This window comes from Streptomyces sp. WMMB 322 (assembly GCF_900090145.1).
Classification (GTDB): domain Bacteria; phylum Actinomycetota; class Actinomycetes; order Streptomycetales; family Streptomycetaceae; genus Streptomyces.
Map to the genome: position 1 here is coordinate 172,073 of NZ_FMHI01000009.1, position 25,959 is coordinate 198,031.

General features: G+C 70.3%; 20 protein-coding genes and 4 tRNA genes. 13 read left to right on the forward strand and 11 right to left on the reverse strand.

The annotated features are described in order from the left end of the window. Positions 1–159: 159 nt before the first annotated feature. The gene (locus H180DRAFT_RS16480) at positions 160–1,176 is read left to right on the forward strand and encodes a hypothetical protein (protein ID WP_055486892.1); all 1,017 of its coding nucleotides are present in this window, start codon (positions 160–162) and stop codon (positions 1,174–1,176) included. Positions 1,177–1,272: 96 nt separating this feature from the next. Here H180DRAFT_RS16480 and H180DRAFT_RS29850 read toward each other — a convergent pair whose 3' ends face one another. Both H180DRAFT_RS29850 and sph read right to left on the reverse strand, forming a co-directional pair. After that, positions 1,273–1,443, reverse strand: a complete 171-nt coding sequence (locus H180DRAFT_RS29850; protein WP_159033581.1) for a hypothetical protein — start codon at positions 1,441–1,443, stop codon at positions 1,273–1,275. Between the two features lie 233 nt (positions 1,444–1,676). Then, positions 1,677–2,741, reverse strand: coding sequence for a sphingomyelin phosphodiesterase (gene sph, locus H180DRAFT_RS16490; RefSeq protein WP_055486833.1), 1,065 nt, complete (start codon positions 2,739–2,741; stop codon positions 1,677–1,679). Between the two features lie 286 nt (positions 2,742–3,027). Here sph and H180DRAFT_RS16495 point away from each other — a divergent pair, with 286 nt between their 5' ends. Then, positions 3,028–4,548, forward strand: coding sequence for an FG-GAP and VCBS repeat-containing protein (locus H180DRAFT_RS16495; protein WP_055486834.1), 1,521 nt, complete (start codon positions 3,028–3,030; stop codon positions 4,546–4,548). A 58-nt stretch (positions 4,549–4,606) separates the two neighbouring features. On the opposite strand, the gene H180DRAFT_RS16500 is transcribed toward H180DRAFT_RS16495, so the two are convergent. From H180DRAFT_RS16500 to H180DRAFT_RS16510, 3 genes are all read right to left on the reverse strand, one after another. Beyond that, positions 4,607–5,482 carry a geranyl diphosphate 2-C-methyltransferase gene (locus H180DRAFT_RS16500; protein WP_055486835.1) on the reverse strand — a complete coding sequence of 292 codons (876 nt, stop codon included), beginning with the start codon at positions 5,480–5,482 and terminating at the stop codon, positions 4,607–4,609. Positions 5,483–5,562: 80 nt separating this feature from the next. Continuing rightward, positions 5,563–6,630: a family 2 encapsulin nanocompartment cargo protein terpene cyclase gene (locus H180DRAFT_RS16505; RefSeq protein WP_055486836.1), complete on the reverse strand. Its 1,068-nt coding sequence runs from the start codon at positions 6,628–6,630 to the stop codon at positions 5,563–5,565. A gap of 459 nt (positions 6,631–7,089) precedes the next feature. Then, entirely contained in the window at positions 7,090–8,154 is a 1,065-nt protein-coding gene (locus tag H180DRAFT_RS16510; protein WP_055486837.1) for a hypothetical protein, read from the reverse strand. 174 nt (positions 8,155–8,328) lie between these two features. Between H180DRAFT_RS16510 and H180DRAFT_RS16515 the strand changes: the two genes are divergently transcribed. Both H180DRAFT_RS16515 and H180DRAFT_RS16520 read left to right on the forward strand, forming a co-directional pair. Beyond that, positions 8,329–9,792, forward strand: coding sequence for a TrkH family potassium uptake protein (locus H180DRAFT_RS16515; protein WP_254666048.1), 1,464 nt, complete (start codon positions 8,329–8,331; stop codon positions 9,790–9,792). Next, positions 9,785–10,474: a potassium channel family protein gene (locus tag H180DRAFT_RS16520; protein WP_055486838.1), complete on the forward strand. Its 690-nt coding sequence runs from the start codon at positions 9,785–9,787 to the stop codon at positions 10,472–10,474. The genes H180DRAFT_RS16515 and H180DRAFT_RS16520 overlap by 8 nt, the downstream gene beginning before the upstream one ends. A gap of 475 nt (positions 10,475–10,949) precedes the next feature. Here H180DRAFT_RS16520 and H180DRAFT_RS16525 read toward each other — a convergent pair whose 3' ends face one another. Next, positions 10,950–12,068: a serine hydrolase domain-containing protein gene (locus tag H180DRAFT_RS16525; protein ID WP_055486839.1), complete on the reverse strand. Its 1,119-nt coding sequence runs from the start codon at positions 12,066–12,068 to the stop codon at positions 10,950–10,952. 172 nt (positions 12,069–12,240) lie between these two features. On the opposite strand from H180DRAFT_RS16525, the gene H180DRAFT_RS16530 reads away from it, so the two are divergent. Further along, a complete protein-coding gene (locus tag H180DRAFT_RS16530; protein WP_055486840.1) occupies positions 12,241–12,900 on the forward strand; it encodes a TetR/AcrR family transcriptional regulator in 660 nt (219 codons plus the stop codon). 295 nt (positions 12,901–13,195) lie between these two features. Continuing rightward, a complete protein-coding gene (locus tag H180DRAFT_RS16535) occupies positions 13,196–13,792 on the forward strand; it encodes a hypothetical protein (protein ID WP_055486841.1) in 597 nt (198 codons plus the stop codon). A 582-nt stretch (positions 13,793–14,374) separates the two neighbouring features. Here H180DRAFT_RS16535 and H180DRAFT_RS16540 read toward each other — a convergent pair. The 4 genes from H180DRAFT_RS16540 to H180DRAFT_RS16555 form a co-directional block, all read right to left on the reverse strand. Then, positions 14,375–14,448, reverse strand: a tRNA-Phe gene (locus H180DRAFT_RS16540). Positions 14,449–14,509: 61 nt separating this feature from the next. Continuing rightward, positions 14,510–14,584 (reverse strand) — tRNA-Asp (locus tag H180DRAFT_RS16545). A 39-nt stretch (positions 14,585–14,623) separates the two neighbouring features. Continuing rightward, positions 14,624–14,696, reverse strand: a tRNA-Glu gene (locus tag H180DRAFT_RS16550). Positions 14,697–14,780: 84 nt separating this feature from the next. Continuing rightward, positions 14,781–16,538 carry a metallophosphoesterase family protein gene (locus H180DRAFT_RS16555; RefSeq protein WP_074466838.1) on the reverse strand — a complete coding sequence of 586 codons (1,758 nt, stop codon included), beginning with the start codon at positions 16,536–16,538 and terminating at the stop codon, positions 14,781–14,783. A 91-nt stretch (positions 16,539–16,629) separates the two neighbouring features. Between H180DRAFT_RS16555 and H180DRAFT_RS16560 the strand changes: the two genes are divergently transcribed. The 6 genes from H180DRAFT_RS16560 to H180DRAFT_RS16585 all read left to right on the forward strand — a co-directional run bounded on the left by H180DRAFT_RS16560 (position 16,630) and on the right by H180DRAFT_RS16585 (position 20,959). Continuing rightward, entirely contained in the window at positions 16,630–16,992 is a 363-nt protein-coding gene (locus H180DRAFT_RS16560) for a metallopeptidase family protein (RefSeq protein ID WP_199822495.1), read from the forward strand. After that, positions 16,989–17,699, forward strand: a complete 711-nt coding sequence (locus H180DRAFT_RS30955) for a fluoride efflux transporter FluC (RefSeq protein ID WP_368073130.1) — start codon at positions 16,989–16,991, stop codon at positions 17,697–17,699. The genes H180DRAFT_RS16560 and H180DRAFT_RS30955 overlap by 4 nt, the downstream gene beginning before the upstream one ends. Further along, positions 17,696–18,070 (forward strand): fluoride efflux transporter CrcB, encoded by a 375-nt coding sequence (gene crcB, locus H180DRAFT_RS16570; RefSeq protein ID WP_055486843.1) that lies wholly within the window; start codon positions 17,696–17,698, stop codon positions 18,068–18,070. Before H180DRAFT_RS30955 ends, crcB begins: the two co-directional genes overlap by 4 nt. A gap of 214 nt (positions 18,071–18,284) precedes the next feature. Next, positions 18,285–18,725, forward strand: coding sequence for a hypothetical protein (locus H180DRAFT_RS16575; protein WP_055486844.1), 441 nt, complete (start codon positions 18,285–18,287; stop codon positions 18,723–18,725). A 232-nt stretch (positions 18,726–18,957) separates the two neighbouring features. Continuing rightward, the gene (locus H180DRAFT_RS16580; RefSeq protein WP_079100166.1) at positions 18,958–20,808 is read left to right on the forward strand and encodes a DEAD/DEAH box helicase; all 1,851 of its coding nucleotides are present in this window, start codon (positions 18,958–18,960) and stop codon (positions 20,806–20,808) included. Positions 20,809–20,886: 78 nt separating this feature from the next. Next, positions 20,887–20,959, forward strand: a tRNA-Lys gene (locus H180DRAFT_RS16585). A gap of 363 nt (positions 20,960–21,322) precedes the next feature. On the opposite strand, the gene H180DRAFT_RS16590 is transcribed toward H180DRAFT_RS16585, so the two are convergent. Beyond that, positions 21,323–24,964 carry an amino acid adenylation domain-containing protein gene (locus H180DRAFT_RS16590; protein WP_254666049.1) on the reverse strand — a complete coding sequence of 1,214 codons (3,642 nt, stop codon included), beginning with the start codon at positions 24,962–24,964 and terminating at the stop codon, positions 21,323–21,325. A 676-nt stretch (positions 24,965–25,640) separates the two neighbouring features. Here H180DRAFT_RS16590 and H180DRAFT_RS16595 point away from each other — a divergent pair. Beyond that, positions 25,641–25,955, forward strand: a complete 315-nt coding sequence (locus H180DRAFT_RS16595; RefSeq protein ID WP_055486845.1) for a DUF4333 domain-containing protein — start codon at positions 25,641–25,643, stop codon at positions 25,953–25,955. Positions 25,956–25,959: the final 4 nt, after the last annotated feature.

Below are 25,959 nucleotides of genomic sequence, written 5' to 3' on the forward strand. Positions count from 1 at the left end.
TCGGGCGGTGCGGGTTCGGGCGGTGCAGGCGCCTCCGGCGGTCCGGGCTCGGGCAATCCGCGCCGCGCCTCCGGCGGACCGGACGGCTCGCCGGACCAGGACCGCACCGAGAGCCCGCACGTCCGGCACGTCCCGCCCGGCGGGCACGGTGCCCGGGGTGTGCAGCGCCCGCCGACGGATCTGCGTTCCGGATGGCGGACCTTCAGGCGCACACCGTTCTTCCCCGCGGCCGTACTCGCGCTCATCGTCGCCGCGGCCGCCGGGCTCTTCGCGGGCTCCTACACCTACGCCCTGGCCGACCCCACGCCGCGGACCATCCCGGCGGCCGTCGTGGTGCAACCCGCGGGCGAGCAGGGCGCCCGGGCCTTCGTCAACGGTCTGGAGAAGGCGCTCGGATCGTCGCTCCAGGTCCACCGATACCGGACGTTCTCGCAGGCCAAGGAAGCCGTAGACGACCAGAAGGTGTTCGCGGTGCTGCGCGCGGACAGCCGCGACCGCGTCGAGCTCGACCTCTCCAGCGCCGCCGGCGCCTCGGTGGCCGAGGTGCTGCAGGAGGCCGCGCCGAAGGTCGCGAAACAGGTGGGTGTGAGCGTGACCGTCAAGGACCTCAAACCGCTGGGGAAGGGAGACCCGCGAGGGCTGACGATCTTCTACATGACGCTGGCCGCCGACGTCATCGGGTTCATCGGCGCGATCCAGCTCACCATCAACGTCCCGGACCTGTCCCCGGCGGCCCGGCTCTCATTCATCGCCGCGTACGCGCTGATCGGCGGCTTCGTGATCGCGGCGACGGTGGGCTGGGCCCTGCACGCCGTGCAACTGCCGTTCGTGCACTCCTGGATGATCCTCGCGCTGACCATGTTCGCCTCCGGCATGGTCTACGTGATGTTCAACGCCCTCATCGGACGCTGGGCGATGATCCCCACCTGGCTGGTGATGGTGCTCCTCGGCAACCCGTCGTCCGGCGGTGCGGTCTCCTGGCCGCTGCTCCCGTCGCTGCTGGGCGCGGTCGGCCGCTGGCTCCCGCCGGGAGCGTCCGTCAACGCCCAGCACACTGCCGTCTACTTCCCGGGCAACGTGCACGTGATGCCGTACTTGGTGCTGGCCGCGTGGGCGGTGGTGGGCATGGCTCTCTTCCTCGCCGTCGACGCCCGGCGGAAGCCCGGCGAGTCGTGACGGGCCCGCCCCGACTGCCGTGTCGCGGCGGCGTGTTCGACGGGGAAAACCGCTGTCGCCGCGCAGCACCGAGCTGACACCCTGTCACCGGACACCTCACAGCGGACGAAGGGAGGCGATGGCGATGGAACCGTTCGATTTCGTGAACGCGCTCAGCGCCGTCGTCAGCGCCGTGGCCGCCGTCGTGAGTGCTGCCGTCTCGGTGAAGTCGTCGAACGGACGACGGCGGGCTGCGGAAGCGCACCGGTCCGGACGTGAGGAGGGCATGCCCCCGTTCATTGCCTCGCGCGGCCGGAAGCTCCCTGCCCCGGGCGTCCGGCGACTCGTCCCGGCCTGAGACCGGAGCGGACCGGCAGCCCGGCACGGACCGGCACGGCGCCTGAGACGCCGCGGGCACTGACCCGGCACGTCCGGCAGATTCGAGGGCACCCCCGGCCGGCGGACGCACCCGCCCGCCGGCCGGGGTCACTCGATGCTCGTCCGGTGCTACGAGGACCGCTCTACGACGCCGGGCCGCCGATCACCGGATAGTGGTCGGAGAGATTGGTGAAGGTGCCCTCGGAGGTCTCCCAGGGCGCGCACTCCTCCTTGACGACCTCGTTCTGCCAGTTGGCGGGACGGACGTGGCCGTTGCGGTGCAGGACGTAGTCCAGGTCGGAGCGCTTGCCGTTGTCGTTGCGGCCCTTGGCGATGGTGTTCTCCACGTGGTCCGAGGAGTAGGGGTGTCCCGTGCGGGCGTCCGCGGGAGCGAGGTCGGCGTTGGCGAGCATGGACGCGTACTCGTCGCTCCGCGAGTCGGTGTTGAAATCGCCCGCGACCATGACCTCCTCGTCCGCGGGGATCTGCTTCTCGTCGAGGAAGGAGTCGATCGCCCGGAACTGGTCGGCTCGTATCTCCTTCGCCTCGCCGTCCCCGCATGCCGAGTCGCCCGCCTGTACGTGAGTGCCGACGACGTGCACCCTGGTGCCGCCGACGTCGAGCACGGCGTAGACGAAGCCCTTGTTGGAGAGGTAGTCGGCGCCGCATCCGTGGTCGTAGACGAACTGTTCCTTGTGGACGACGGGCCACTTGCTGAGGATCGTGACGCCGCCGTCCTCGAGCGCGATGTCCGACCACGAACCGCCCGTCGCGTCCCAGCCCTTCTTGCTGCGGCCGAGTACCGGCGTCTGGTGCGGGTACTGGCCGGCGGCCTTCTCCTGGAGCTTGTCGGAGACGGAGTTCTCGAACGCCTCCTGGAGGACGACGACGTCGTTGCCCTGGAAGAAGTCCGCGTCGGGGATCGCCTCCCCCCTGTGGTCCTGGCCCCAGTTGGGATAGATCAGCTTGCTGAAGAGGAACGCGTTGTAGCTGAGGACCTTCAGGCCCGGGGCTTCGGCGGCGGCCTCCTGCCCGGCCTGCCCGGCCTTCCCGGTCGCCTCGGGGGCGGCCGTCGCCGAGGAGCCGGTCGCCACGAGTGCCGTGGCGGCGAGGACGCCGGCGGCGACAAGGCTCTTGAGACGGCGCGCTCTCCCCGGCCTTCGGGACGGGGGCGTCGGTACGGGGCCGGCGGATGCTGAGGGTGGCATGTTCGTCTCCCGTGGGGGGTGAGGGATCCGTACGTCCCATATCCAAGCAAGCGGGCTTGATTTCTGTAACCGTGCTCGCGCGCCAAAGTTGCTTCGCCGGGGGCGAGTCGGGACGGCGCGAGGGCGCGAGCGCGTCCGGCGCGGAGGTGGGCCGGGCGGCTTGGGAGGTTGTTCCCGAGACAGGGCGAATCTTCTGCGGTGCAACTTTTCGGACGGGCGGAGCGTCTTGTTCGTATCGGCGCCACCTGGCGCACCGGGGGGACTTGCCGGGGGATCGGGAGGGGCAATGCGCGTTCGCACGCTGTGCGCAGTCGTGGCGGGGCTGGCCGTCGCGCTCACGGGAGGAGCGGCATCGGCGGCCGGCCAGGCCGGCCTGGCCGGAGCCGCCGCCGGGAAGGGGGGAACGACGGGGGCGGTGGCGACGGCGGGTACGGCGCCCGAACAGGCCTCCGTCCAGGAGGACTTCAACGGGGACGGATTCCAGGACGTCGCCACCGCGGCGCCCGGTGCCACGATCGCCGGGCAGACCAGGGCGGGGTACGTCGTCGTCACCTACGGCTCCGCGTCCGGGCTGTCCGCCGGCAGCAGCACCTACATCAGCCAGAACACCGCCGGTGTTCCGGGAACGGCCGAGACCGACGACTTCTTCGGCGCCAGGCTGATCGCCCGTGACCTCGACGGCGACGGCCTCACCGACCTCGCCGTGCGGTCCTCCAGCGAACAGGTCACCAACGGCTACGGCTCGGTGACCGTGCTCTGGGGCCGTCAGGGAGGGATCAGCGGAGAGGACGCGACGCTCGTCGAGGCCCCCTCGGACCCCTACTGGGAGATGGGCGCCAACCTGACCGCCGGCGACTTCGACGGCGACGGCGCCACGGACCTGTTCATGCAGCACGGTGGCGACTGGGAGTCCCGCTCGGTGCTCTTCGGCCCGTTCACCCGCGACGGCAAGGCGGCGGACGAGCAGCAGATCGGCATGTTCACCAGCGACAACGACATCTTCGTCACCACCGCGGGCGACATGACGGGCGACGGCATCGACGACCTGGCCACGTTCTACGTCTACCAGAACCACGCCGAGGGGGGCCGGTTCTGGCGGGGCACCGAGTCCGGTCTCTCGACGCAGGCGACGCACCTGAACTCCGCGGCAGCGGCGGCCGTCGGCGACTTCGACAAGGACGGCAAGGGCGACCTGGCGACCCGCACCGTCCCGGGCGGCATCACGGAGGACCTGCCCTACGACTCCGGCACCGTGAAGATCTACTACGGCACCGCGGACGGCCCCAGCGCCACCCGCACCAGGACGATCACGCAGAACAGCGCGGGCGTCCCCGGGACGAGCGAGAACGGCGACCAGTTCGGCGCCCGGCTCGACGCGAACGACGTCAACGGCGACGGCTACGCCGACCTCGCCGCAGGCGTGCCCTTCGAAGCCATCGGTACGAAGAAGGCGGCGGGCGCCGTGGTCCTGCTCAAGGGCGGCTCCGGCGGCCTCAGCGGCACCGGCGCGCAGGCCTTCCACCAGGACACCTCCGGCATTCCCGGCGTGGCCGAGGCCGATGACCGCTTCGGCGGGGCCGTGCGCCTGCTCGACGTCACGAAGGACGGCAAGGCCGAACTCGCCGTCTCCGCACCGGAGGAGAACGACACGGGGGCGGTCTGGTCGCTGCGCGGCACTGCCGGCGGCCTGACGGCAACCGGCTCGCTCGCCTTCAACCCCGTGGACCTGGGCACCCCGTCCGCCGGCGCCGGCTTCGGCTACGTCTTCTCCAACGAGCCCGGCACATTCCTCTACACGCCCTACTGACAGAGCCGCTCGGCGGGCCCCCGGCGGGACTGCCGGGGGCCCACCGCGCGCGTGAGCCTCACACCCGGTCGGCAGCGATCAGCAGGTACTGGAAGCTGCCGTTGCGGTACGCGTCCAGGAAGGTCTCCTCGATGCCCGTCACCAGGTGGCCGGCCTGCCGGCGCAGCTCCCAGTACGGAATCGTCTCGGCCGTCAGATCCTGGACGTGTACCGGTACGAGCCTGTTCCGGGCCATGGCGCGGAAGTACTCCGAGCGGGGGTGGATGTCGCAGATGTAGTGGGCGTTGATGAGCGACACCTCTCGGGATGCCTGCCCGTAGGTGTCGTTGTAGCAGCCCGTGATCACCACGTACCGGCCGCCGCGGCGCAGCAGCCGGGCATGCTCGGCGAACAGCAGGTCCAGCTCGACGTACATGGTCGACTCGTTGTTCCAGGACGCCGCGTACGCTCCCGAGGCGAACCCGGTGTCGAGCATGTTCCGGTGGTGGTATCGGACCTTGCCGTCGATGCCTCGCGTGCGCGCCTGCTCGTTGGCGAAGTCGGCCTGCTTGGCGGAGAGGGTGACCCCGTCGGCGTGACAGCCGTACCGCTGGTGCGCCACGACGCTGCCTCCGCCGCGACCGCAGCCGGCGTCGAAGACGCGGTCGTCGGGGGAGAGTTCACCGAGGTGGGAGGCGAGGAGTTCCGCCTGGGCGTGCTCCAGCCGGTGCAGTTCGCGCGTGATGCGCTCGGCCCGCTTGTCGTCATCGGGTTCGTCCAGGACCGACAGGTCGGCCGCCCCCACCCCGTAGTGATGGTGGTAGAGGTCGTCGATCTTTCCGAGTTCGAGGTTGACCGGGTTCTCTTCGGTGTTCCAGTAGTCCGCGACTCTGGACTGGTACGTGGACTGGTTCGGCACCTTCGCGTAGGCGGTGCCGGTGTGAGACGTGGCCAACGATGGCTCCTTGCCGTAGTGCGTCTGCGTTCTGCGCCGCTGCGTCCGGCCGGACGACCAGCCGGGCGACCGGCCCTTGATCACCAGTAGTCGGGCAGGCTGTAGCGGTCGGTGTTGGTGGCGTGCCACTCGTGGTTGCCGGACACCCAGGCGGCCAGGCCCCGGGCGTATCTCTCGACGAGGGGCGACGCGGCGGAGGCCAGTGCGGCCTCCGTCTCGAACGCGTCCATGACCTGGTTGTGGATTTCGACGCTCTTCAGATAGGCGGCCTTGAGGCCGCACTTGTCGTTCGCGGCCACCACTTGGGGCAGGTTCAGGTGGTCAGGGTCGCTGGCCAGCTCCTTGGTGAAGGAGTACAGATCGTTGACGATCGTCGTCGCGTTGCAGGCGAGGGCCGTGATCCGCTGGGTCTCGGGACGGGCGTAGAGCGCCTCGGGCAGTTCGTAGCCGTCCACGGCGTCGACGACGGACAGGCAGGGGCGGAAGTTGTTGAACTGCCGCATCACCAAGTACTCCCAGATCTGCGGCGTATGCCGCGTCTCCGCCCAGGAGGCCTCGGCGAGGTAGCCCAGGTGCAGCCGCGCGACGTCGTGCACGAACCGGTCGGTCTGGCTCGGCGTGGCGATCGCCGCGTACTCCTGCAAGGCGCAGTGGTACGAGCGCAGCGGACCGTCCGCCTGCACTCCCCGTCGCCACTCCTCCTCCAGCGCGGGGGTGCCGTGGAACGGGTCGAGGGCCGACTGGGCCACGACGAGCCGGCCGCCCAGCCCGCGCCGCGCACCACCCCTGCCCTCGTCCTCCTCGCAGTAGCAGCTGTCGACGATGTTCTCGGCCAGCAGCAACTTGCCGGCGACGGTGAGGCGTTCCAGGTCCGCCGCGCCCGGATGCTGGAGCGTCACGGCACGGCCGAAACGGAACTGGGCGAAGTCCCCGGTCCACTCCGGGGGGAACAGCTCCAGCCGGCGTGCCCACTCCTCCAGCCTCCGGTCGATCTCGGCGGCCTTCTGCGGGTCGGCCGGTGCGGCGGGCCTGTACCTCAGTCCGGGAACGGCTCCCGTGCGCCGGCCACGCCCGGCACCGACGGGCCGGGGAGGGCCGGGCGGTGTGAACCGTGAGGAACCGGCGGTGACGTTCGTGGGCGTGCTCATGGTGCGTACTCCACACGGTCGGTCCGCAGCCGGGCCGGGCTGGACGTTCTCCAGGACTCCGGCTGCTGCGTCGGTACGGGGGCCAGCGAGCGAAGCGGTGACGAGGGGGTCGGTCGGGTCCGTCGGGGTTGTGAACCGGGAGGGGCGGTGAACCGGGCGGCGCGCAGAATGATCTAAGCAAGCGGGAGGAGAGCGCCGGTAGGGCGTGCCGGGGCACCCCCACGCGCGGAGCGCATAAACCGGCGCGAGGATTCGGACGGCGCACGCCACGCCAGGCCGTACGCGGCGAACCGCGCCGGCCTCTGCCGACAGTTCGCTCGTCGGGGGCGGGGCCCCGCACCCCTTCGGCGGGCCGGCGCACGTCCGGCCGCACGGCGAAGCCCCCGCCGGGAGCCCTGGACCTCACGTCCCGGCGGGGGCTTCGTGCTTCGCTCTGCTGGTGTGACTAGATGCCGCGCTTCACTTGCCGGCCTTGATGTCGGCCGCGGGCGGGAGCTTGGCCGAACTCGGCGGGGCGACCGTGCCGGTGGGGTTGGAGCAACCGGGGACGCTGCCTTCGGGGGCGCAGTTGTCCGGGCTGTTGCGGACGACCCTGCTGGCGGTGAGCGTGACCTGACCGCCGGCCTCGTTGAGGATGCCACCGCCGGTGTTGATCGCGGTGTTGCGCGTGACCGTGCTCCGGACGAGCGTGACGGTGCTGCCGGAGCCGAAGTTCGAGATGCCCGCGCCCGACACGGCGATGTTCTCCCTGACCGTGCTCGACTTCAGGCGCACCGTGGAGCCGTTCACGTTGCGGATGCCGCCGCCCGTCGTGGAGACGTTGTCTCTGACCGAGACGTCCTCCATAGACGCCGTACCGTTGATGTTCTCCAGACCGCCGCCGATGCTGCCGGACCGGTTCTCGCGCAGGGATCCGCCCTTCATCGTCATGGTGCCGCTGCTGTCGTTGGTGATCCCGCCGCCCCAGGTGGACGCGGTGTTCCGTTCCACGGTGCTGCGGCTGAGGTCGAGCCGCCCGCCCAGGTTGGCGAGACCACCGCCGAAGCCGGCCTCGTTGCTCCTGACGACCGAGCGGTTCAGCTTCAGCGTCCCTCCCTGCTGGTTCGCGATGCCGCCGCCGGACCCCCCGGAAGACAGGCTTCCGTCCCTGATCGTGAGCGAGTTCAGGGTGAGCCTGCCGCCGTTGAGCACGTGGAGGATGCGGAAGTCCTGTGTCGCTGTGGGGGCGCGCCGGATGGTGGTGTTGCGGCCGGAGATGGTCACGTCGCTTCCGGTGATCTCCGGAAGGCCGTCGTCGGCGTTGTCGGGCGAGGTCAGGTTGTAGGTGCAGTTGGACGCCAGGGTGATGGGACCGGTGTTGGGGTGGGTGTTGGCGAAGTTGATCGCCTTCTTCAGGGCGGTGATGTCGTTGCACCGCACGTGGGTCCCGCCGGTGGCGTTCGCCGGCACGGCCGGCAGGACCGCGACGGACAGACCCACACCGACCGCAGCCGTGACGGCACCGGACCGCAGAACGAGCTTCATCGTGCGACTCCCTCGACGCTGGAGAGTGGAACGGCACATTGCCGTCCCCCCAGCGGTCACGCAGGTCGGCCGGGGTGACGGAATGCCGGGATGACGTGTCACTCGTAGCCACGGCGGAGAGCGGTCCCACTTGGCTCGCCGCCGAACGGCCCCGCTCCCCGGCCCTCCGGCCTTGTGCCGTTCGGCGGCGCCTCCTCCCGCGGCGTCAGGGGTCTGTTGCCGAGACGGTTCCCGTGGCGTCTATCGTCACCCGGTGCGAACAATCGTGATGCCCGTCCGCGGAGCGGGGGGCTTGTCGTGGTGACGCGGCGGCTGCGCCTCGGGCATCCGGCGCAAGCGGTCGTGGCCGGCTTCGCCGCGGCTGTCGCCGCTGGGACCGGCCTGCTCATGCTGCCGGCGGCCAAGGCGGGCCCGGGTGGCGCAGGTGCACTGGAGGCGTTGTTCACCTCCACATCAGCGGTGTGTGTGACCGGCCTGATCACAGTCGACACACCCGCCTACTGGAGCGGATTCGGGCAGGCGGTGATCCTGGCGCTGATCCAGGTGGGCGGTTTCGGCATCATGACCTTTGCCTCCGTGCTGGTTCTGCTGATCTCCAACCGCATCGGACTGAAGGCGCGCCTGACGGCCGCCGCGGAGACCAAGACACTGGGTCTGGGCGATGTCCGAGCGGTTGTGACCGGTGTGGTCAAGGTCAGCCTGCTGCTGGAGGCAGTCACAGCGCTGGTGCTGACTCTGCGGTTTGCAACCGCCTACGGCGAGCCGTGGCCGCGGGCGGTGTGGCTGGGCGTCTTCCACGCCGTTTCGGCCTTCAACAACGCCGGCTTCGCCCTGTATTCGGACAGCCTGATGGGGTTCGTCACCGACCCCTGGATCTGCCTGCCCATAGCACTGGCGGTCATCGCCGGCGGCCTGGGCTTCCCCGTTCTGTTCGAGCTTCGCCGTCGGTTCCGCAAGCCGCGTGGCTGGTCCCTGCACACCAAGATCGTGCTGTGGGCAACGGGTGTCTTCCTGGCCGGCGGCAGCGCCTTCATCACCGCGATCGAATGGTCCAACCCCGACACCCTGGGCACTCTCGACGTGCCCGGGAAACTGCTGGCCGGGTTCTTCCAGGGCGTCATGCCGCGTACCGCCGGATTCAACAGCATCGACACCTCCCAGATGAACCCCGCCAGCTGGCTGGGAACGGACGTGCTGATGTTCATCGGCGGCGCCAGCGCCGGCACCGCCGGCGGAATCAAGGTCACCACGTTCGCCGTGCTGTTCTTCGTCATTTACGCCGAGATCCGTGGTGAGAGCGCCGTCAACATCTTCCACCGCCGCCTGCACGGCGACCTTCAGCGCCAGGCCCTGACCGTGGTGCTGCTGTCGGTGGCCGCCGTCGCAGCATCCACCATGATCTTCATGGTCTTCACCGACTACAGCCTGGACCAGTCGTTGTTCGAAGTGACCTCCGCCTTCGGCACCGTCGGACTGTCCACAGGCATCACTGCAGACCTGCCTTCCGGCTTGCAACTCCTGCTGATCGTCTTGATGTTCATCGGCCGGCTCGGTCCCATCACCTTCGCCTCCGCGCTCGCCCTGCGCCAGCGCGTCCGCCTGTACGAACTCCCCGAGGAGCGACCTGTCATTGGCTAGGAAGACCGTCCCGAAGAAGCAGCGCACCGGCGCGGGGGGCTCCGTCGTCGTCCTCGGCCTGGGCCGCTTCGGCCGCGCCCTCGCCCTGGAACTCGTCGACGAAGACACCGAAGTCCTCGGAATCGACGAAGACGCCGAAATCGTCCAAGCCCTCTCAGGCTCCCTCACCCACACCGTGCGGGCCGACTCCACCAAGGAAGACGCCCTGCGCCAACTGGGCGTCCACGAATTCGACCGGGCCGTCGTCGCCATCGGTACCGATCTGGAAGCCAGCATTCTCACCGCCTCGGTGCTCATCTCCTTCGGCGTCGAGAACGTCTGGGCCAAGGCCATCAGCGAAGCCCACGGCCGCATCCTCACTCAGCTCGGCGTCCACCACGTCGTCTATCCGGAGCACGACATGGGCCAGCGCGTCGCCCACCTCGTCCGTGGCCGCATGCTCGACTACATCGAATTCGAAGACGACTTCGCCATGGTCAAGACCAAACCGCCCGCCGACGTCGTCGGCCTTCCCCTGTCGAACAGCGCCGTCCGCTCCCGCTACGGCATCACCGTCGTCGCCATCAAGCGCCCCGGCGAAGGCTTCACCTACGCCACCCCGCAAACGGTCGTGGAAGCCGACGACACCATCATCGTCGCCGGACGCACCCGGGCAACCGAACGGTTCAGCGAACTCTCGTAAAGCTGCCGCTGCCGCTGCCGCGGTGCCGTCGGCGCCGGAGCCGGCAGCACCCGGCACAGCGAAGCCCCTGCCGAGATGACTTGGGTTCTAGTAGTCGTCGCAACACCCCAGCTCAAGGGGTGCGATGGACTTCGAGATCCGAAAGGACAGAAGCCCGGGGGCCGGTCGTCGCCTGACTCGTGAGCGGGAGGTATATCTCCAGCTCATGAGTCAGGGCTACGGCAACGCGGAAGCATGCAGGATCGTGGGGGTCAACCGGCGGACCGGCAAGAGATGGCGCAACGGCTACCACTCACCGACCTACGGCAAGCCGAAGCCACCGATCTGGGAGAAGATCCCCCGGCACGTCGAACTGCGCGCGGATATGCAGGACAAGGCGTCGTTACCCACCGTCTGCTGTCCCGCCTGCGCGCCGGGGCCGGGAAGGTGCGCGGCGGGGAAGGCCACCCATGGGCCGCTCTCCTGCCTGATCAGATCAGCCGTACATCGCCACGCGGTACAGAGCCGCAAGCGCGTCGTCGATGGGATGGGGCTGTGGCTTGCCGGACGAGCCGAGTCTGTTCCACCTCTGCATGTTCACCGCGACAGACATCTGCCGCTTGCCGTCGGCACGGGTCATGGCCAGCGCTCCACCACCCCAGACCGTGCCGCCATGTCCCCAGAAAGCGCCCGGACCGGGCCCTTCCATCGGGTGCAGGCCGAGGCCGTAGTCGATCGTCTTTCCCTCTTGGGAGACGACAGGGACGGTGCGTTGCATCTGCGCCAGCGACGACGGACTGACGATCTCGCCGGCGAGCAGCATGCCGTAGAAGTGGTTGAGGTCCGTGACGGTCGATATCAGTGAAGCCGACGGCCCCACCCAGGACATGTCGTAGACGCTGTAGTCGCGCGGCGGGTCGATCATGCCGAACCACTTCTCGTAGAGCCGCGAGTGCGGTCCGTCGATGTTCGGTTCATCGGGCAGTTCGGTGGCCCGGAGCGCGGCGCGCTCGATGACGTTCCGGGTTATGCATCGCTCGGCCGTAGTGGCGGTCACTTGTTCCAGGAGTTGGGCCAGGAGCAGGTAGTTGGTGTTGGAGTACACCCCCGGAGTGCCGCCCGGGGCGCCGACGGCAGGTGCGGCGACCCCCATCTCGATCAGCTCGGCGGGGTGAAACCGCGTGAACCTGTGGTCGTCCAGGCTCTGGGGCCCCGTGTCTGCGAGGACGGGAAACGCCTTGAGGGAGGGATAGGCATACGGGAGGTACTCGGCGAGACCGCTGGTGTGGTTGAGCAGCATCCGTACCGTGATCGCGTCGCCGCGCTCTCCAGGCACCAGCTTCGGTAGGTACCGGCCGATCGGTGTGTCGAGAGCGATCCGACCGGTCTCGACCTGCTGCAGAACCGCGGCAGCGGTGAAGGTCTTGGTGATGCTGCCGACGCGGTGCCGCATGTCGGCGGTCACGGGGCGACCGGTGGCGACGTCGGCGGCCCCGGCGGCGGCGCGCCAGACCTGATCTCCGTGACGCACCTCGGCGAACAGACCCGGCATCCCGGCTCGGTGGACGTTCTCGACGGCTGCGTTCAGTGCCGCGGGATCCAGTGGGTTCTTCACGTCATGCGTCCTCTCGTGTTCCCCGGGGGTGAGCTCCGCGTCGGTCGCCTGGCCCGGACAACAAGTCACGAATGGCATGCCGGCCCGCCCGGCATACTCATGTCCCCAGTATGCACGCAGTGCGTGCAACGCTGGGTGCACAGGTAGGGTGACATTCTGCGAAAGGAGCGGAGTGACAGGCCGAAGGCGTTGGTCAACCGAGGAGATCCTCGATGCGGCGGCGGAGCTTCTGCGTACGAGCGACGCGGATTCGTTCAGCGTGCGCAAGCTGGCCGCGGCTCTCGGGACCGATTCCTCAAGCCTGTACCGGCACTTCCGCAGCAAGACCGAGCTGCTGCGCGCGGTCGCCGACCGGATCCTCCTGGCAGCGATGAACGGCTACCGCCCCGACGGCGACTGGAAGCAGCGCATCACAGCCTTGGCCCTGCGTGTGCGGGAGGCCTTCGGCGGGCAGCCCCAGCTCGCCGCGGTCTGGGGACGTTACGCGTCGAGCGGCACCGGTTCCCGGCTGGTCATGGAAGAGATGCTGCAGGCCCTGCGAGCGTCGGGACTGCCCGACGAGGAGATCCCGGCGCGCTACCACCGGATCGCGGTCCTCCTCGTCGCATTGATCGCCTCCGAGGCCGGCGTCAGCACCATCACCCCCGAGGAGCAGGAACAGGGCATGGAGCTGTTCCGCGTTGCGGTCCTGGGCGCAGACCCCGAACGCTTCCCTGCTCTGGCCCACTTCGCCCGCGACGTCCGACCCCTCGGGGCAGACCGCCGCGCCGCATTCGAAGAGATCCTCGCCACCCAACTCGCTCACATCGAGGCCGCAATCTGCCCGAGCTAGCCGACCGGCTCGACCGAGAGCGTCGGCGGACAATCGCTCGGCGGACTCGGATCCCGCGACTCCGATGATGACTTCGCGCAATCGCCGACACAGAACCGCCCCGGCTACAGCACAGCTCACCACTTCAACGAGCTACGACAGACCGACTGAGTTGACCCTGACTCCACAGCTGGGAGCAGAGCCAGGAGGAGAGCCGTGCCCTCACGCCGGACAGCATCCGCGAACGTGTCGAACTGCTCGTGGAGAAGGTGGGCACACCCGTCGGGGTCCACGCCCACAACAACACGCCGGGGCCGTGGTGCTGCACGCGACGGCCGCTTACCGCGACGGCAGCGCCGTGCTCGTGACCGGGGGGAAGGGCGCGGGCAAGAGCACCGTGCTGCTCGAACTGGTCGAGCGCTTCGGTTATCGGGTCATGAGCGGCGACAAGACCGTCGTTCACGAACTGCCGGACGGCAGCGTCCTGGCCGCGGGCTGGCCCGACTACCCGCACCTCGGGTACGGGACCGTCGCCAAGTACCCGGGACTGCGGGAAATCGCCGGGATCCCTGAGGACTACCGGCCCGCACAGGACCACGCGTTCTCGCCCGTCGGCAAGTTCGCGGTGGACCCCGTCCGGTTCCGCGACCGGTTCCCGAGCGCACAACTGGGCGTGCAGGCGCCCGTTTCCGCGATCATCCACCCGTCGATCGGCCCGGGCGACCATACGGTGCTGGAACCGGTCGGCGGGTCAATGGCGGAACGCGCTGCTGCGCTGGATGCGAACCTCGAGTCGGCGTTCGACGGAGCCACGCCGGGTGGAACAGCTACCTCCACGACGGCCGTGGCGCCCAGGCCGGCACGCGTGGCCGGATCCTGGCACAACTCGCCACCGTGCCGGCGTGGTTGCTGACCGGCCCGGGCGACCTCACCCCGGAGAACTGGCCGCCGCCCACCGCCCCTGCGGACAACACCCCGGGCGATGCCGCATGATCGAGCTGACGGTACCCAGCCCTGGTTCCTCCTCGGAGCGCTGTTCGCCGTCGCGGGCCTGCTCGCCCCCCTGACCGTGCGCCGGCGCTCCGCAACCGGTGCCTCCCAGGGACACGGATGGGAATGAGACGACCACGAGACGGGGTCCCGGATCGTGACCGATGCCGCGCCGCCGCAGACGGCCGGCGCGTTGATGAACAACGTCGCATCCGTCGCACTCGCTCTCGGTCTCCGGCAGGGGAGGTTTGTGGCTGCGCTGGTCGGACGTGGACCTTGAGGCAGGCATTTTCGGGTTCGGAAGAAGTCCTCCCCTGAAGTACTTGCACGGGTCCGGCGGCATCCTGCGAGACGTCTCGAAGCACGTCGGCGGACTCATCTGGGAGATCGCGAAGAGCGACGATGGGTCGACAGATGAGGTTCAGATGTCAGCAGGTGATGTCACAGTCAGCAAAACGCCCCCTCCGGTGACCCCGGAGGGGGCGTTTTCACTGCTCAACTGCTGTGGCTGGGGCCGGGGTCGAACCGGCGACCTTCCGCTTTTCAGGCGGACGCTCGTACCAACTGAGCTACCCAGCCCGGTGTCTGAGGCGAAGCCTCAGTCGGGTGGCCCTCAGGAGGTGCAGCATCCTGAGGCAAGCGGTCCTGACGGGATTTGAACCCGCGGCCTCCACCTTGACAGGGTGGCGAGCACTCCAAACTGCTCCACAGGACCAAGCATCGCGCGAGAACCAGTCTCGCACAGGGTGGTGCGTGCCCCCAACGGGATTCGAACCCGTGCTACCGCCTTGAAAGGGCGGCGTCCTGGGCCACTAGACGATGAGGGCTGATGGCCCACCTGCGCGCTTCACTCAGTCAGCGCGTCGGGGACGTGAGAAGCATATGGGATAGCGGAGCGTTCGCCAAAACGGTTACGGGGAGTCCGCCGGGGAGGCCGGGGGCGTGGGCCCGGGGGAGCTGAAGGCCGCGCGCGGGCCGGGCGAGCCCGACTCCGGAGACGGCGAGCCCGACCCCGGAGAGCCCGACCCCGGAGAGGGCGAGGGTGAGGGCGAGCGGGTTGAGGGCGCCTTGTCGTCCGCCAGATGGCGGGTGACCTCGGCGGTGGTCAGGCCCAGCCCGCCCAGAGTGATCTCGTCCCAGGCCTGGAGCCTGCCGTCGTCCCGGCCCAGGTAGAGGACCGACGCGGAGACCTTCTGGGGCTCCTCCTTCTCCACCGCGCGCAGGCCGCCGCCGCCGGTCGAGCCTTCTATCATCAGCCGGGTTTTCCGAGGCAGCCGCTCGTGGGCGCGCTGGTGGGTGTGGCCGGCGAGAGCGAGCGGCACGAGCCCGTCGGCCTCCTTGACCAGCACGGGGTTGTGGGCGACGGCGATGTCGACCGGGGTGTCCGCGGCCTTCTGGGCGCGCAGCGCCAGGGCCAGGCGCCGGCCTTCCTTGCGTTCCCGCGGGTCGCCCTGGGGCTTGATGGAGCGGTCGGGTGTGAACTGCGGGTCGCCCCAGCCGGCGAGGCGCAGTCCGGCGACGTTGGTCGGGACACCGTCGTCGAGGACGTGGACGCTGCTGCCCTTCTTCTTCCCGAGCTTCTCGAACGCCTTCTGCGTCTCGTCGGAGTCGTGGTTGCCGCGCACCCAGACGTACGGGGCGCCCAGGTCGGTCACGGGTTCGAGGAATCCGTTCTCGGCGGAGGTGCCGTGGTCCATCGTGTCGCCCGTGTCGATGATCGCGTCGATCTCGTACTGCTCGACGAGCGATTTGATGATCTGCCAGGCGGCCGGGTTGAGGTGGATGTCCGAGACGTGGAGGAGGCGCGTCGTGGAAGGGTCCGGCTGGTACGCGGGGAGGGTGGAGGTCGCCTCGTAGAGCTTGGTCACGTTGGTGACGAGACGCGCCAACTCCCGTTGGTAGATGTCGAAGTCGGCGACGATGCTGCGCGCGTTGCCGACGACGGAGGGTGCGCCGGCCAGCAGCCCGGAGAACTTCGGTTCGAATACGGACTTCGGGTTCCACGTCGCGTATGCCGCCGTCCCGGAGGCCCCCAGCAGCGCGAGGGCGAGACCGCTCGCGACGAGGGCGCGTCCGGGGCGCCGGTACACGGCGAGCCCCAGCACTCCGGCGCCGACGACGACTGCGACGGCGGAGCGCAGCGCGAGGTCGCCCGTGCCGGCCTGCACGTCGGAAGTGATCTCGCTCTCGAGGCCTTCGAGGCGTTCCGGATGGTCGACGAGTGCGGAGGCCCGCTCCTGGTCGAGCTGGTCGACATCGACGTCGAGGCGGAGCGGGGCGGCGTGGCTGCGCAGTTCCAGGGCTCCGAGCGGCGAGACGTTGACCTCGGTGCCGCCCGTGAGGGAAGGGCGCAGCGCCATCTTCGTGTCCATGGGGCCCACGGGCGCCTCGATCCCGCCGACGACGAGCAGGCCCAGCCAGGCGCCGACAAGGGTGGTCGCCGCGAGTCCGAGGGCACGTACGTACGGGCGCGGGGCAGGGCCGAGGCCGAAGGCTTCCGGGGAGGCGGCCCCGGCGCCGTGGGCGCTCCGGCCGCCCGGGGCGTCCCGACGGGTCCGACGGGACGGAAGGCGGTTGCGCAGCGCGGATGCGAGGTCCGTGACGGACGTTTTGCGTATCCATTGCGGCAGAGCGGGCGGTTTACGGGGCTTCCTGGCATCACGGCCCATGAGGCCCCCTATGCCCGTCCGGCCGGGAGCCTATGCCCAGCTCCCGGGACCGGCCGTGCGCGGCGGAGCGGCGTTGGCCGACAATGGCCGCGTGCTGGAGATGACGCGTGAGGACTTCGAGGAGCTGGTGGCCGAGGCGCTCGACCGCATTCCGCCCGAGCTGACGCGGCTCATGGACAACGTCGCGGTCTTCGTCGAGGACGAGCCGCCGGCGGAGGACCCGGAGCTGCTCGGTCTCTACGAGGGCACGCCGCTGACCGAGCGGGGCGAGTGGTACGCGGGCGTGCTGCCGGACCGGATCACGGTCTACAGGGGACCGACGCTGCGCATGGTGGACGGCGAGGACGGCGGCCGCACGGATGTCGTCTCCGAGGTCGAGGTGACCGTCGTCCACGAGATCGCGCACCACTTCGGGATCGACGACGAGCGGCTGCACGAGCTGGGGTACGGGTGAGCGCGGACAGCGGGGCGGAGGGGGAACCGGGCGGAAAGCCGGAGGGGGAACCGGACGCAAACCCGGGCGGGCGGCCGGGCAGCGGGCCCGGCCGGAACTCCGGGGGAAGGCCGTCCGGCCCGGAAGGGACCGGCCCGCCCCGCTCCGGCGGACCGGGCGGCCCGGACGCACCGGACGGCCCCGGCGGCCCGGACGCACCGGACGGCCCCGGCGGCCGGCCGTCGTGGCAGGAGGCCGTCGACCCCGACGTCGACCTGCACGTTCCGGCTCAGCGGGCCGAGACCGCCGGCCGGCACGGGCTGGTGGTGCTCGCCGTCATCGGTGCGGGTGGTGCGCTGGGCTCGCTCGCCCGTCATGCGCTGTCGCTGTGGCTGCCCGCCCGCGGTGCCGCGGGGTTCCCGTGGGGGATCTTCGTCGTTAACGTCTCGGGTTGCGTGCTGATCGGCGTGCTGATGGCGCTGGTCGCCGAGAGCGGCCGTGACGCCCGTGCGCCCGCTCTGCTGAGGCCGTTCCTGGGGGTGGGCGTGCTGGGGGGTTTCACCACCTTCTCGACCTACGCGGTCGACGCCGCGCATCTCCTCCGCGCGGGCCCCCACGCGGCGCCGGCCGCGGTCGCGTACGTCGCCGGGACGCTGCTGGGGGCGCTGGCAGCGGTGGGCGCCGGTGCGGCGGCCACGCGTGCGCTGCTGGAGGTGCGTCGACGGTGACGTGGGTGCTGGTGGCCCTGGGCGGCATGGTGGGTGCCCCGCTGCGGTATCTGACGGACCGTGCCGTGCAGGCTCGGCACGAATCCGTCTTCCCCTGGGGGACGTTCACGGTCAACGTCGTCGGCTGTCTGCTGCTGGGCCTGCTGACGGGGGCTGCCGCCTCGGGAGCGGCGGGTTCGCGGGTCATGGCGCTGCTGGGCACGGGGCTGTGCGGCGCGCTGTCGACGTACTCGACGTTCTCGTACGAGACGCTGAGGCTGGCAGAACGGGGTCGTTGGGGGCCGGCGTCGGCGAACGCGGTGCTTTCCGTGCTGGTCGGCCTGGGTGCCGCGTTCGCCGGACTCGCCCTGGGACGCGGCGTGTTGGCCTGACGCCGGCGTGACCTGTTGCGCGGGGCGGCAGTTGAGCAGTGGGCTTGCCGTTCCCGCTCCCGGCGCCTGGAGGTTCCCCGTGGGCTCGTCACGTTCCTCGTTCCGCTCCCGGGCCGTCCCTCCCGGCCCGATTCCCGTGCGTCCCGGGAGAGTTGGAAGATGTGCCGTCCGTACGGCCGCGGGTGCGGTTCTGCTTGCACTGCTCCAGGGGTGCATGAGCGTTCAGGGCGGTGCGGGCGGCGACGGCGCCGGGCGGGGAGAGGGGAGGTCCTCCGCCGGTGCGGCGGACGAGGTGCCGGACGGCGGCTTCAGGGGCGGCGTGGAGCGACACGGGGAGGACGCCCGCGGCGGCGAGGGAGCCGGGAGCGGAGGCGGCTCCCACCGTGCGCGCCACGGCGGCGACGCCGGGGCGAAGGACGCTGCCCGGAAGCGCCGGGCGGACGGCGGCGAGAAGCGGCAGCGCAAGCAGAGGACCGCCGATTCCGGTGCGGAGAAGGACAGTTCGCGGAACACCCCGAAGGTTCCCGGCTCCTCCGTGCCGCCCCGGCCTCCGCGTCCCGAGCCGCCCGCACCGCCGAGGCCGAGTGTGCCGAAGCCCACTCCCAGCCGGCCGGAGCACCCGTCGGAGGTTCCGACGTCGCCCACCAGGGGATAGTCCTCCGCGGGGGGTCCTCCGGGGCCTGCTCGCACTCTCCGGGGCTCATTTGCGCCGTGCCCCGCGGGGTGCGTATGCTGGGTGATCGTTTGATCCCATTTGCCCGGCGCCCTTGCAGAGCGCGCCGCGTGGCGCGTTTCTCTCAGCCGTGGCTGACCGCATTGAGGCGGTCTTTTGCGAATTCACGGAGTCTGAGCGCGTGCTGCTGAACTCCGGAAGGTTCGCATTTCGCATGTCTGTTGCCTCGATCGACGCTGTCCTCCCGCAGGACGAGGACACCGTCACCTTCGCCGATCTCGGGCTCCCCGAGCCCGTCGTGCGCAAGCTCGCGCAGAACGGCGTGACCATCCCCTTCCCCATCCAGGCCGCGACCATCCCGGACGCGCTGCAGGGGAAGGACATCCTCGGCCGTGGCCGCACCGGCTCCGGCAAGACCCTCTCCTTCGGGCTGCCGCTGCTGCACGGTCTGGCCGGCGGCCGCACCGGGCGCAAGCGTCCGCGCGCCGTGATCCTCACGCCCACGCGCGAGCTGGCGATGCAGGTCTCCGACGCGCTCCAGCCCTACGGTGACGTGCTCGGCCTGAAGCTCAAGGTCGTCTGCGGCGGCACGTCCATGGCGAACCAGATCACGGCTCTGGAGCGGGGCGTGGACATCCTCGTCGCCACTCCGGGCCGCCTGCGCGACCTGATCGGACGCGGCTCGTGCTCCCTCGAGGACGTCGAGGTCGCCGTGCTCGACGAGGCCGACCAGATGTCCGACCTGGGCTTCATGCCCGAGGTCACCGAGCTGATGGACCAACTGCCCGAGGGCGGCCAGCGGATGCTCTTCTCCGCCACCATGGAGAAGGAGATCGACACGCTCGTCAAGCGGTACCTGGATGCTCCCGTGGTGCACGAGGTCGACGCGGCGCAGGGCGCGGTGACGACCATGAGCCACCACGTGCTCGTGGTGAAGCCGCGGGACAAGGCACCCGTGACCAGCGCGATCGCCTCCCGCAAGGGCCGCACGATCATCTTCGTGCGGACGCAGCTCGGCGCCGACCGCGTCGCCGAGCAGCTGCGCGAGGTCGGCGTGGGCGCGGACGCGCTGCACGGCGGCATGACGCAGGGCGCACGGACGCGCACCATGGCGGACTTCAAGGACGGCAAGGTCAACGTGCTGGTCGCCACGGACGTGGCGGCCCGCGGCATCCACGTCGACAACATCGACCTGGTGCTCAACGTCGACCCGGCCGGCGACCACAAGGACTATCTGCACCGGTCCGGACGGACCGCGCGGGCGGGGCTGTCCGGCACCGTCGTCTCGCTGGCGCTGCCGCACCAGCGCCGGCAGATCTTCCGGCTGATGGAGGACGCGGGCGTCGACGCCTCGCGGCACATCATCGGGCGGGGCGACGTCTTCGACGAGGAAGTGACGCGGATCACGGGCGCGCGTTCCCTGACCGAGGTGCAGGCCGACGCGACGGCGAACGCCGCCAAGCAGGCCGAGCGCGAGGTCGCCAAGCTCACCCGGCAGCTGGAGCGTGCCCAGCGGCGTGCGACCGAACTCCGCGAGGAGTCCGAGCGGTTGACGGCGCGTGCGGCGCGCGAGCGCGGGGACGACCCGGAGGCCGCCGTCGCGGAGGCCTCGGCGGCTCTGACCGCGGAGGTCGAGGCCGAGGTGCAGCGCGAGCTGCGCCGGGAGCAGCGGCGTGAGGAGCGCGAGCAGCGCGACCGTGACCAGCGGGACAAGGGCGACCAGCGCGACCAGCGGGACCAGCGCAGGGACGGGAAGCGCGACGATCGCGGCGGCGACCGGCGTGACGGCGGGCGTCCGGCGTACAACCGCGACCGGGACCGCCCCCGTGACCGGGACCGCCGCGAGGGACGCCCCGCGTACAACCGTGAGCGCCGCGACGGCGACCGGGGCGGCTTCCGCCGCGACGACCGCCGCCCCTCGTCCTCGTACGGGTCCTCCTCGCACGGGCGGGACGCCCGCGGCCACGACGACAGGCGCCCGTACGGCCGCCGTGACGATCACCGCGGAGGCGGCCGCCAGTTCGACCGCCGCGCCGACAAGCCGCGCTGGAAGCGCAACGGCTGACGGTCCTCTGACACCTCCCCCAGCACGAAGGCCAATGCCTTCGAAGCCCGGCGGTCCGCCGGGCTATGCTGCGGGGGCGGGCCGTTAGCTCAATTGGCAGAGCAGTGGACTTTTAATCCATTGGTTGAGGGTTCGAGTCCCTCACGGCCTACGAAGGCGAGAGGCGACGTGTGCCCGCGGTCAGCGCGGGCCGGGTCGCCTTCGTTGTTTTTGCGCGGCTTCGCCCGCGCGAGGCGGGGGCTCCGCCACCCGCACCCCCTTGGGCTTGCGGGTGTTCGGGTTGTGTGGCGTCGGGCCTACCGGGACGGAGGCCAGTACACCTGGCTGAACTGCGAGGGAGTGCCCGGACCAAGGTGATCGGTCCGGGCACTTCGTGGCTCGGAAACCCTCTGCGTGAGCGACGCGTGAGCGGACGGGCCCTGACTGGGTGGCAGGAGAGCGCATGCACGCGGCTGGAGCCGACTGCTGCACCCTGACAGCCCGGTCCGGGCTGGGGCAGCTCACACCTCTTTCCTCACGCGCCACTTGTTGAACTCTGCCAGTCACTGAGCCGTCCGATGAGCCAGACGAACGGCTGTGTATGGCCGGCGAGCACGCAGCTGCCCGCGATCACGCTCCCCAGCAGGCTTTCCACGTTCCGTGAGCACAGTGCGGCTGTTGCCTCATCGTCGACCAGGCGAAGCGAACAGGCAGGCATCGCGGCGGTGTTGTCGGGTTCTCGGGTGACGCCGTGTTCGTTGATCCGGACTACAAGATCCTCTTGCCCTCCTGGCAGCACGATCGTGACCACGAGATGTGGCGCCGGCGCGGGAAGCTCGGCCAAGTTGGATTCCAGATAGGTGGTGAACGCGTCAGCCCAGTTCGTCACGTCGAATCGTGTGGACTCCTCGTCCCTTTCCTTCCGCAGGTCCATGGCATCGGGCGACGTGGGAAATGCCGCGGCTTCCTTCTCTGCTTCGATCAGGGCCTGCAGCGTCTCGTCGACGTCCGCTCGGGTGTGGGACGCCGAGCAGATGAACCTCAGGCGGCCTCGCCCGCGCTCGACAATGGGGTAGGTCACGGCAGCGGCATGGACACCCCGCCGGAAAAGCCCTCGGGCTGTCGCATGCAGCTTCTCGCCGTCCGAGAAGAAGGGGGTGATGATGAGCCCCTCCCCGGTGCCGAGTTCGTAGCCGGCGTCCGAGAAGCGCTTCCGCATGTAGTGGGCGGTGTCCCACAGCCTGGCCCGCAGCGCGTCGCCCGCAGCGACCCTCCGCAGGGCGGCAAGGGCCGCCGCCACGTCGGCAGGTGAGATGTTCGCCTGGAAGACATACGACCTCGCCGACGCCCTCAGCAAGTCGATGTGCTGCTCCCGGGCGGCGACCACTCCGCCGATGCTCCCGAGGGCCTTGCTCAGGGTCGTGAGGACGAAGTCGACGTCCTCGGTGACGCCTTCCGCGGCGCACAGGCCGGCACCTCGCACTCCGTAGAGCCCGAACGAGTGGGCCTCGTCCACGAGGACGAGCGCGCCGGACTCCTTCGCGGCAGACACGATCTCTCGCAGCGGCGCCGCCCCCTCACCCATGCTGTACACGCTCTCGAGTACCACCAGCGTCGTACGGTAGGGCGAGGTCTCCGCTTCAAGGATCGCCCGCAGGTCGGTGGCGTCGTTGTGCCGGAAGGTCCGCACCCTCGCGCCGCTCAGGCGGGCCCCGTCCACCAGGGAGGCGTGGCAGAGCTGGTCCATGACCACGACGTCCTGATCGCCCACGATTCCGGCGACGGCTCCCAGGCTCGCGGTGAACCCGGTGGGGAACAGGCAGGCGGCCGGCTTGCCCACCATGGCGGCGAACTCCTGCTCGAACTCAGTGTGTAGGCCGGTCTGCCCCGAGCCCGCCGCTGATATCCCCATCCCGGTACCGAACCGGCCCAGCGCACTGCGTGCCTCCTCGATGACCTCCTCGTCGCGGTTGAGTCCGAGGTAGAGGTTGGTGGTCCAGATGAGCGCCTCATGCTCCTCGCCCGTACCGGGGTCGGCGACGACGCCTCGCTCGGCGCTTCCGGTGCGGACGACCTTTCCGTACGGGTCCAGCCCCGAGCGCGCCAGGAGACGCCGGAAATGCTGTACGAGCGCGCCCCGGTCGGTCGCGGACCAGGCCGGCACCTTGGCGGCGAAGGCCGGCGGGTGCCCGGACCGGACCTGCTCCTGGAACACATCGAGCCGATCCGCGGCCCCGACGCCCTGCGGTCTCGCGCGCACCTCGCCGCCGCCGGAAGCACGGCCCAGCACCGCCAGCAGCCCCTCGACGGCCTCCTTGGGAGTCATCTGCTCCACCAGGGTGGATGACGGCAGGTCAGTGGCCAGCCCTCGTGAGAGGCGCACCGTGAGCTCCGCGATGTCCAGCGAATCGAACCCCAGCGCAGCCAGCGGCTCGTCCGGCCGGACCGCATCGGGGCCGGGGGCGCCGAGGAGCAGCGCCGTCTCTTCCAGCACCCTGGCGAGCAGTACCGAGCGCTGCTGCCCGTGCGGCGAGGGCAGCGCCCCGGGTCCGGTCCGGGAGGCGGCCGGGCCGTCGCCGCCTGCCTTCTCTTGGGGAGCCGCCTTGTCTTGGGCAGCCGCCTCGTCGCCGTGGTGCACGGGGGTGGGGAGCCGAAGCCGGTCGACCTTGCCGTTTGGCAGTTTCGGTATCTCGGACGGCAGCATGACGTGGTGGGGGATCATGTACTTCGGCAGGCGGTCGGCCAGCCGGGAGCGCACGGTCGATGCAGTCACCGACTCCTGCCGGCTCACCGCGTACGCCGTCAGGAAGCTCTTGCCTTCGCCTGTGGTGGCAACGACTGCAGCCTCGTCCACTCCGGGCATCGAGGCCAGCACGGCCTCGATCTCGTCGAGTTCGATCCGGTGGCCCCGGATCTTGACCTGCCGGTCGGCGCGGCCGAGGAACTCGAGCTCTCCTGTTTCCGTCCACCGGCACAGGTCGCCGGTCCGGTAGATCCGCTGCTCCGGGATCGGGCCGTCCGGCGCGGGGGCCGGGAAGCTGTGCCGGGTGCGCTCGTCGTCATGGAGGTACCCCCTGGCCAGCTGGTCGCCGGCGAGAGCCAGCTCTCCCGCCGTGCCGGCCGGCACCGGCTGCAGGGACTCGTCCAGCACGTACGCTCGGGTGTTCAGGACCGGGCTGCCGATGGTGATCGGCCCGCTTCCCGCTTCGACGGCGGTGACGAACACGGTGGCCTCGGTCGGGCCGTAGACGTTCACGACCCGCGGCGCACAAGGATCAGTGTGCAACCGCTCCAACAGAGAACGGGACAGGACCTCACCACCCAGCACCACACACCGCAAACCACCGGGCAGCGGCCCGGTCGCGAGCAGCGCCTGCATCGCGGACGGCACCATGATGGCCGTGCGTACGCGGTGCGCTGCGGGCAGCTCGCGCAGGGCGAGCACGTTCTCGGACAGGACGACCGTGCCGCCGAGGACGAGCGTCCCCAGAATCTCCATCACCGAGGGGTCGAAGCAGACCGAGGCCGCGGCCAGGACGCCCGCAAGGTCCTCGTCGCCCAGCAGCTCGCGCATCGAGGCGGTCATCGCCACCACGCTGCGGTGCTCGACCGCCACGCCCTTGGGCTTCCCGGTGGACCCTGAGGTGTAGATGACGTACGCGAGATCAGCGGCCGAGCAGGCCGCCGGCGATGCCGCCGGGCGGTCGGGCACAGCGTCGAGGCGCACGCGATCGGGGGCCGCCGAGCACAGCGCCGCCGTACCGGCGTCGACGACCACCGACGCCGCCCGGGAATGCTCGATCATGTAGCGCACCCGTTCGGCCGGGTAGGCGGGGTCCATGGGCACGTAGGCGCAGCCTGCCCGCAGTACTCCCAGCAGGGTTGCGACGAGCTCCCACGTCCGGCCGAGGCACACGCCGACGAGCGCCCCCGGCGCCACGCCCCGGGCTGCCAGCTCCCCGGCGATTGCCTCCGCCCGGGCCCGCAGCCGCTCGTAATCGATGTCGACCGTCCCGTCCACGACGGCGATCCGACTGCCCTGGCGCGACGCCCGGGCCTCGAACAGCCCCCAGACGGTCTCGTCCGGACCACCGCCGCCTGCAGCGGGTGTGCGCGCGTCCCAGCGGTCCGGGGCGCCCGCTCTGCCGTGGGCGGCCTCGTGTTCTGCGTGATGCATCTCCTGCTCCCGAAGACTAGATGTCAATTCCAGGGGATGGGCTGCGCGCATGAAGTGAGGGAGCCCAAAGTCCGGTCGTGACGCCAGACTTGGACTCCCTCGCGATCGCACTGTACGTGAAGACGGACAATCTGCTGAAGGACTCGCCTTGACCGGCTCCGTGCCGGCCGGCAGCGGCATCGCCCCGCAGCGCAGCACGGGCCGAGCAGCCGTCCCGAGCACGATCTGTTCGTCCAGCAGAGCGAGTTGAAGAACGTGCCTCGCCGCCTCATCGGGGAAAAGCCGCTCCGCCCCGGGAGTTGAGCGCCCGGAGCTGATTCGTCCCCGGGAGCCTCGAATGACTGTCACCTGCCGTGCTCACAACCGGCTAGCGGCTTGCTCCCACCTTCTCCGCAGCCCTGGTCGGTGGTCCTCCGCCGACCCGGGCCTATTTGTTTCTGCTGTTCCTGCGTCGCTGCGGGACTGCGGGGCCGGGGAGGCGTGGTCCGTGACGGTGGCGCAGGCGGCCGGTGCGGGCTGCCCGGGAGAGGGGGGCCAGGTGAAGATCGTTCGCGGGCGGGGCCGGGAGGCTGTGAAGACCCGGCCGGGCGGGCAGTGCGGGCTGATAGATAATCATTCCGACGAGCGTCACCTTCCGGCCCTCGTGATCCCTCTCGCCCCGAACGGAGCCCGACTCATGCCCAAGCCCCGCTTTTCCGCCGTTACTTGGGGCCTCGCAGCCGCAGCCGCCGGCGCGCTGCTGGTCGGCTGTTCGTCGGAGGAGGCGAAGCTGCCCAAGGACGAGGTGGCGAACACGGTGGCCGAGAAGCTCGCCGCGCAGACGGGCCAGCCGAAGCCGGATGTGACCTGCCCGAAGGACCTCGTCGGAAAGGTCGGCACCACGATGCGCTGCAAGCTCACCGCGAGCGACGGCAGCAGCCTCGGCGTGACCGTCAAGGTCACCTCCGTCGACGGCGACGACATCAAGTACGACATCAAGGCCGACGGGTAGTCCT

What these genes read in the sequence shown, in the direction of transcription:
- H180DRAFT_RS16505 (WP_055486836.1), bottom strand. Translation starts at nt 6,630, where the DNA reads ATGAGCACGCCCACGAACGTCACCGCCGGTTCCTCACGGTTCACACCG.
- H180DRAFT_RS16575 (WP_055486844.1), top strand. Translation starts at nt 18,285, where the DNA reads ATGAGCGTTCAGGGCGGTGCGGGCGGCGACGGCGCCGGGCGGGGAGAG.
- H180DRAFT_RS16580 (WP_079100166.1), top strand. Translation starts at nt 18,958, where the DNA reads ATGTCTGTTGCCTCGATCGACGCTGTCCTCCCGCAGGACGAGGACACC.
- H180DRAFT_RS16510 (WP_055486837.1), bottom strand. Translation starts at nt 8,154, where the DNA reads ATGAAGCTCGTTCTGCGGTCCGGTGCCGTCACGGCTGCGGTCGGTGTG.
- H180DRAFT_RS16590 (WP_254666049.1), bottom strand. Translation starts at nt 24,964, where the DNA reads ATGCATCACGCAGAACACGAGGCCGCCCACGGCAGAGCGGGCGCCCCG.
- H180DRAFT_RS16595 (WP_055486845.1), top strand. Translation starts at nt 25,641, where the DNA reads ATGCCCAAGCCCCGCTTTTCCGCCGTTACTTGGGGCCTCGCAGCCGCA.
- H180DRAFT_RS29850 (WP_159033581.1), bottom strand. Translation starts at nt 1,443, where the DNA reads ATGCCCTCCTCACGTCCGGACCGGTGCGCTTCCGCAGCCCGCCGTCGT.
- H180DRAFT_RS16495 (WP_055486834.1), top strand. Translation starts at nt 3,028, where the DNA reads ATGCGCGTTCGCACGCTGTGCGCAGTCGTGGCGGGGCTGGCCGTCGCG.
- sph (WP_055486833.1), bottom strand. Translation starts at nt 2,741, where the DNA reads ATGCCACCCTCAGCATCCGCCGGCCCCGTACCGACGCCCCCGTCCCGA.
- H180DRAFT_RS16555 (WP_074466838.1), bottom strand. Translation starts at nt 16,538, where the DNA reads ATGGGCCGTGATGCCAGGAAGCCCCGTAAACCGCCCGCTCTGCCGCAA.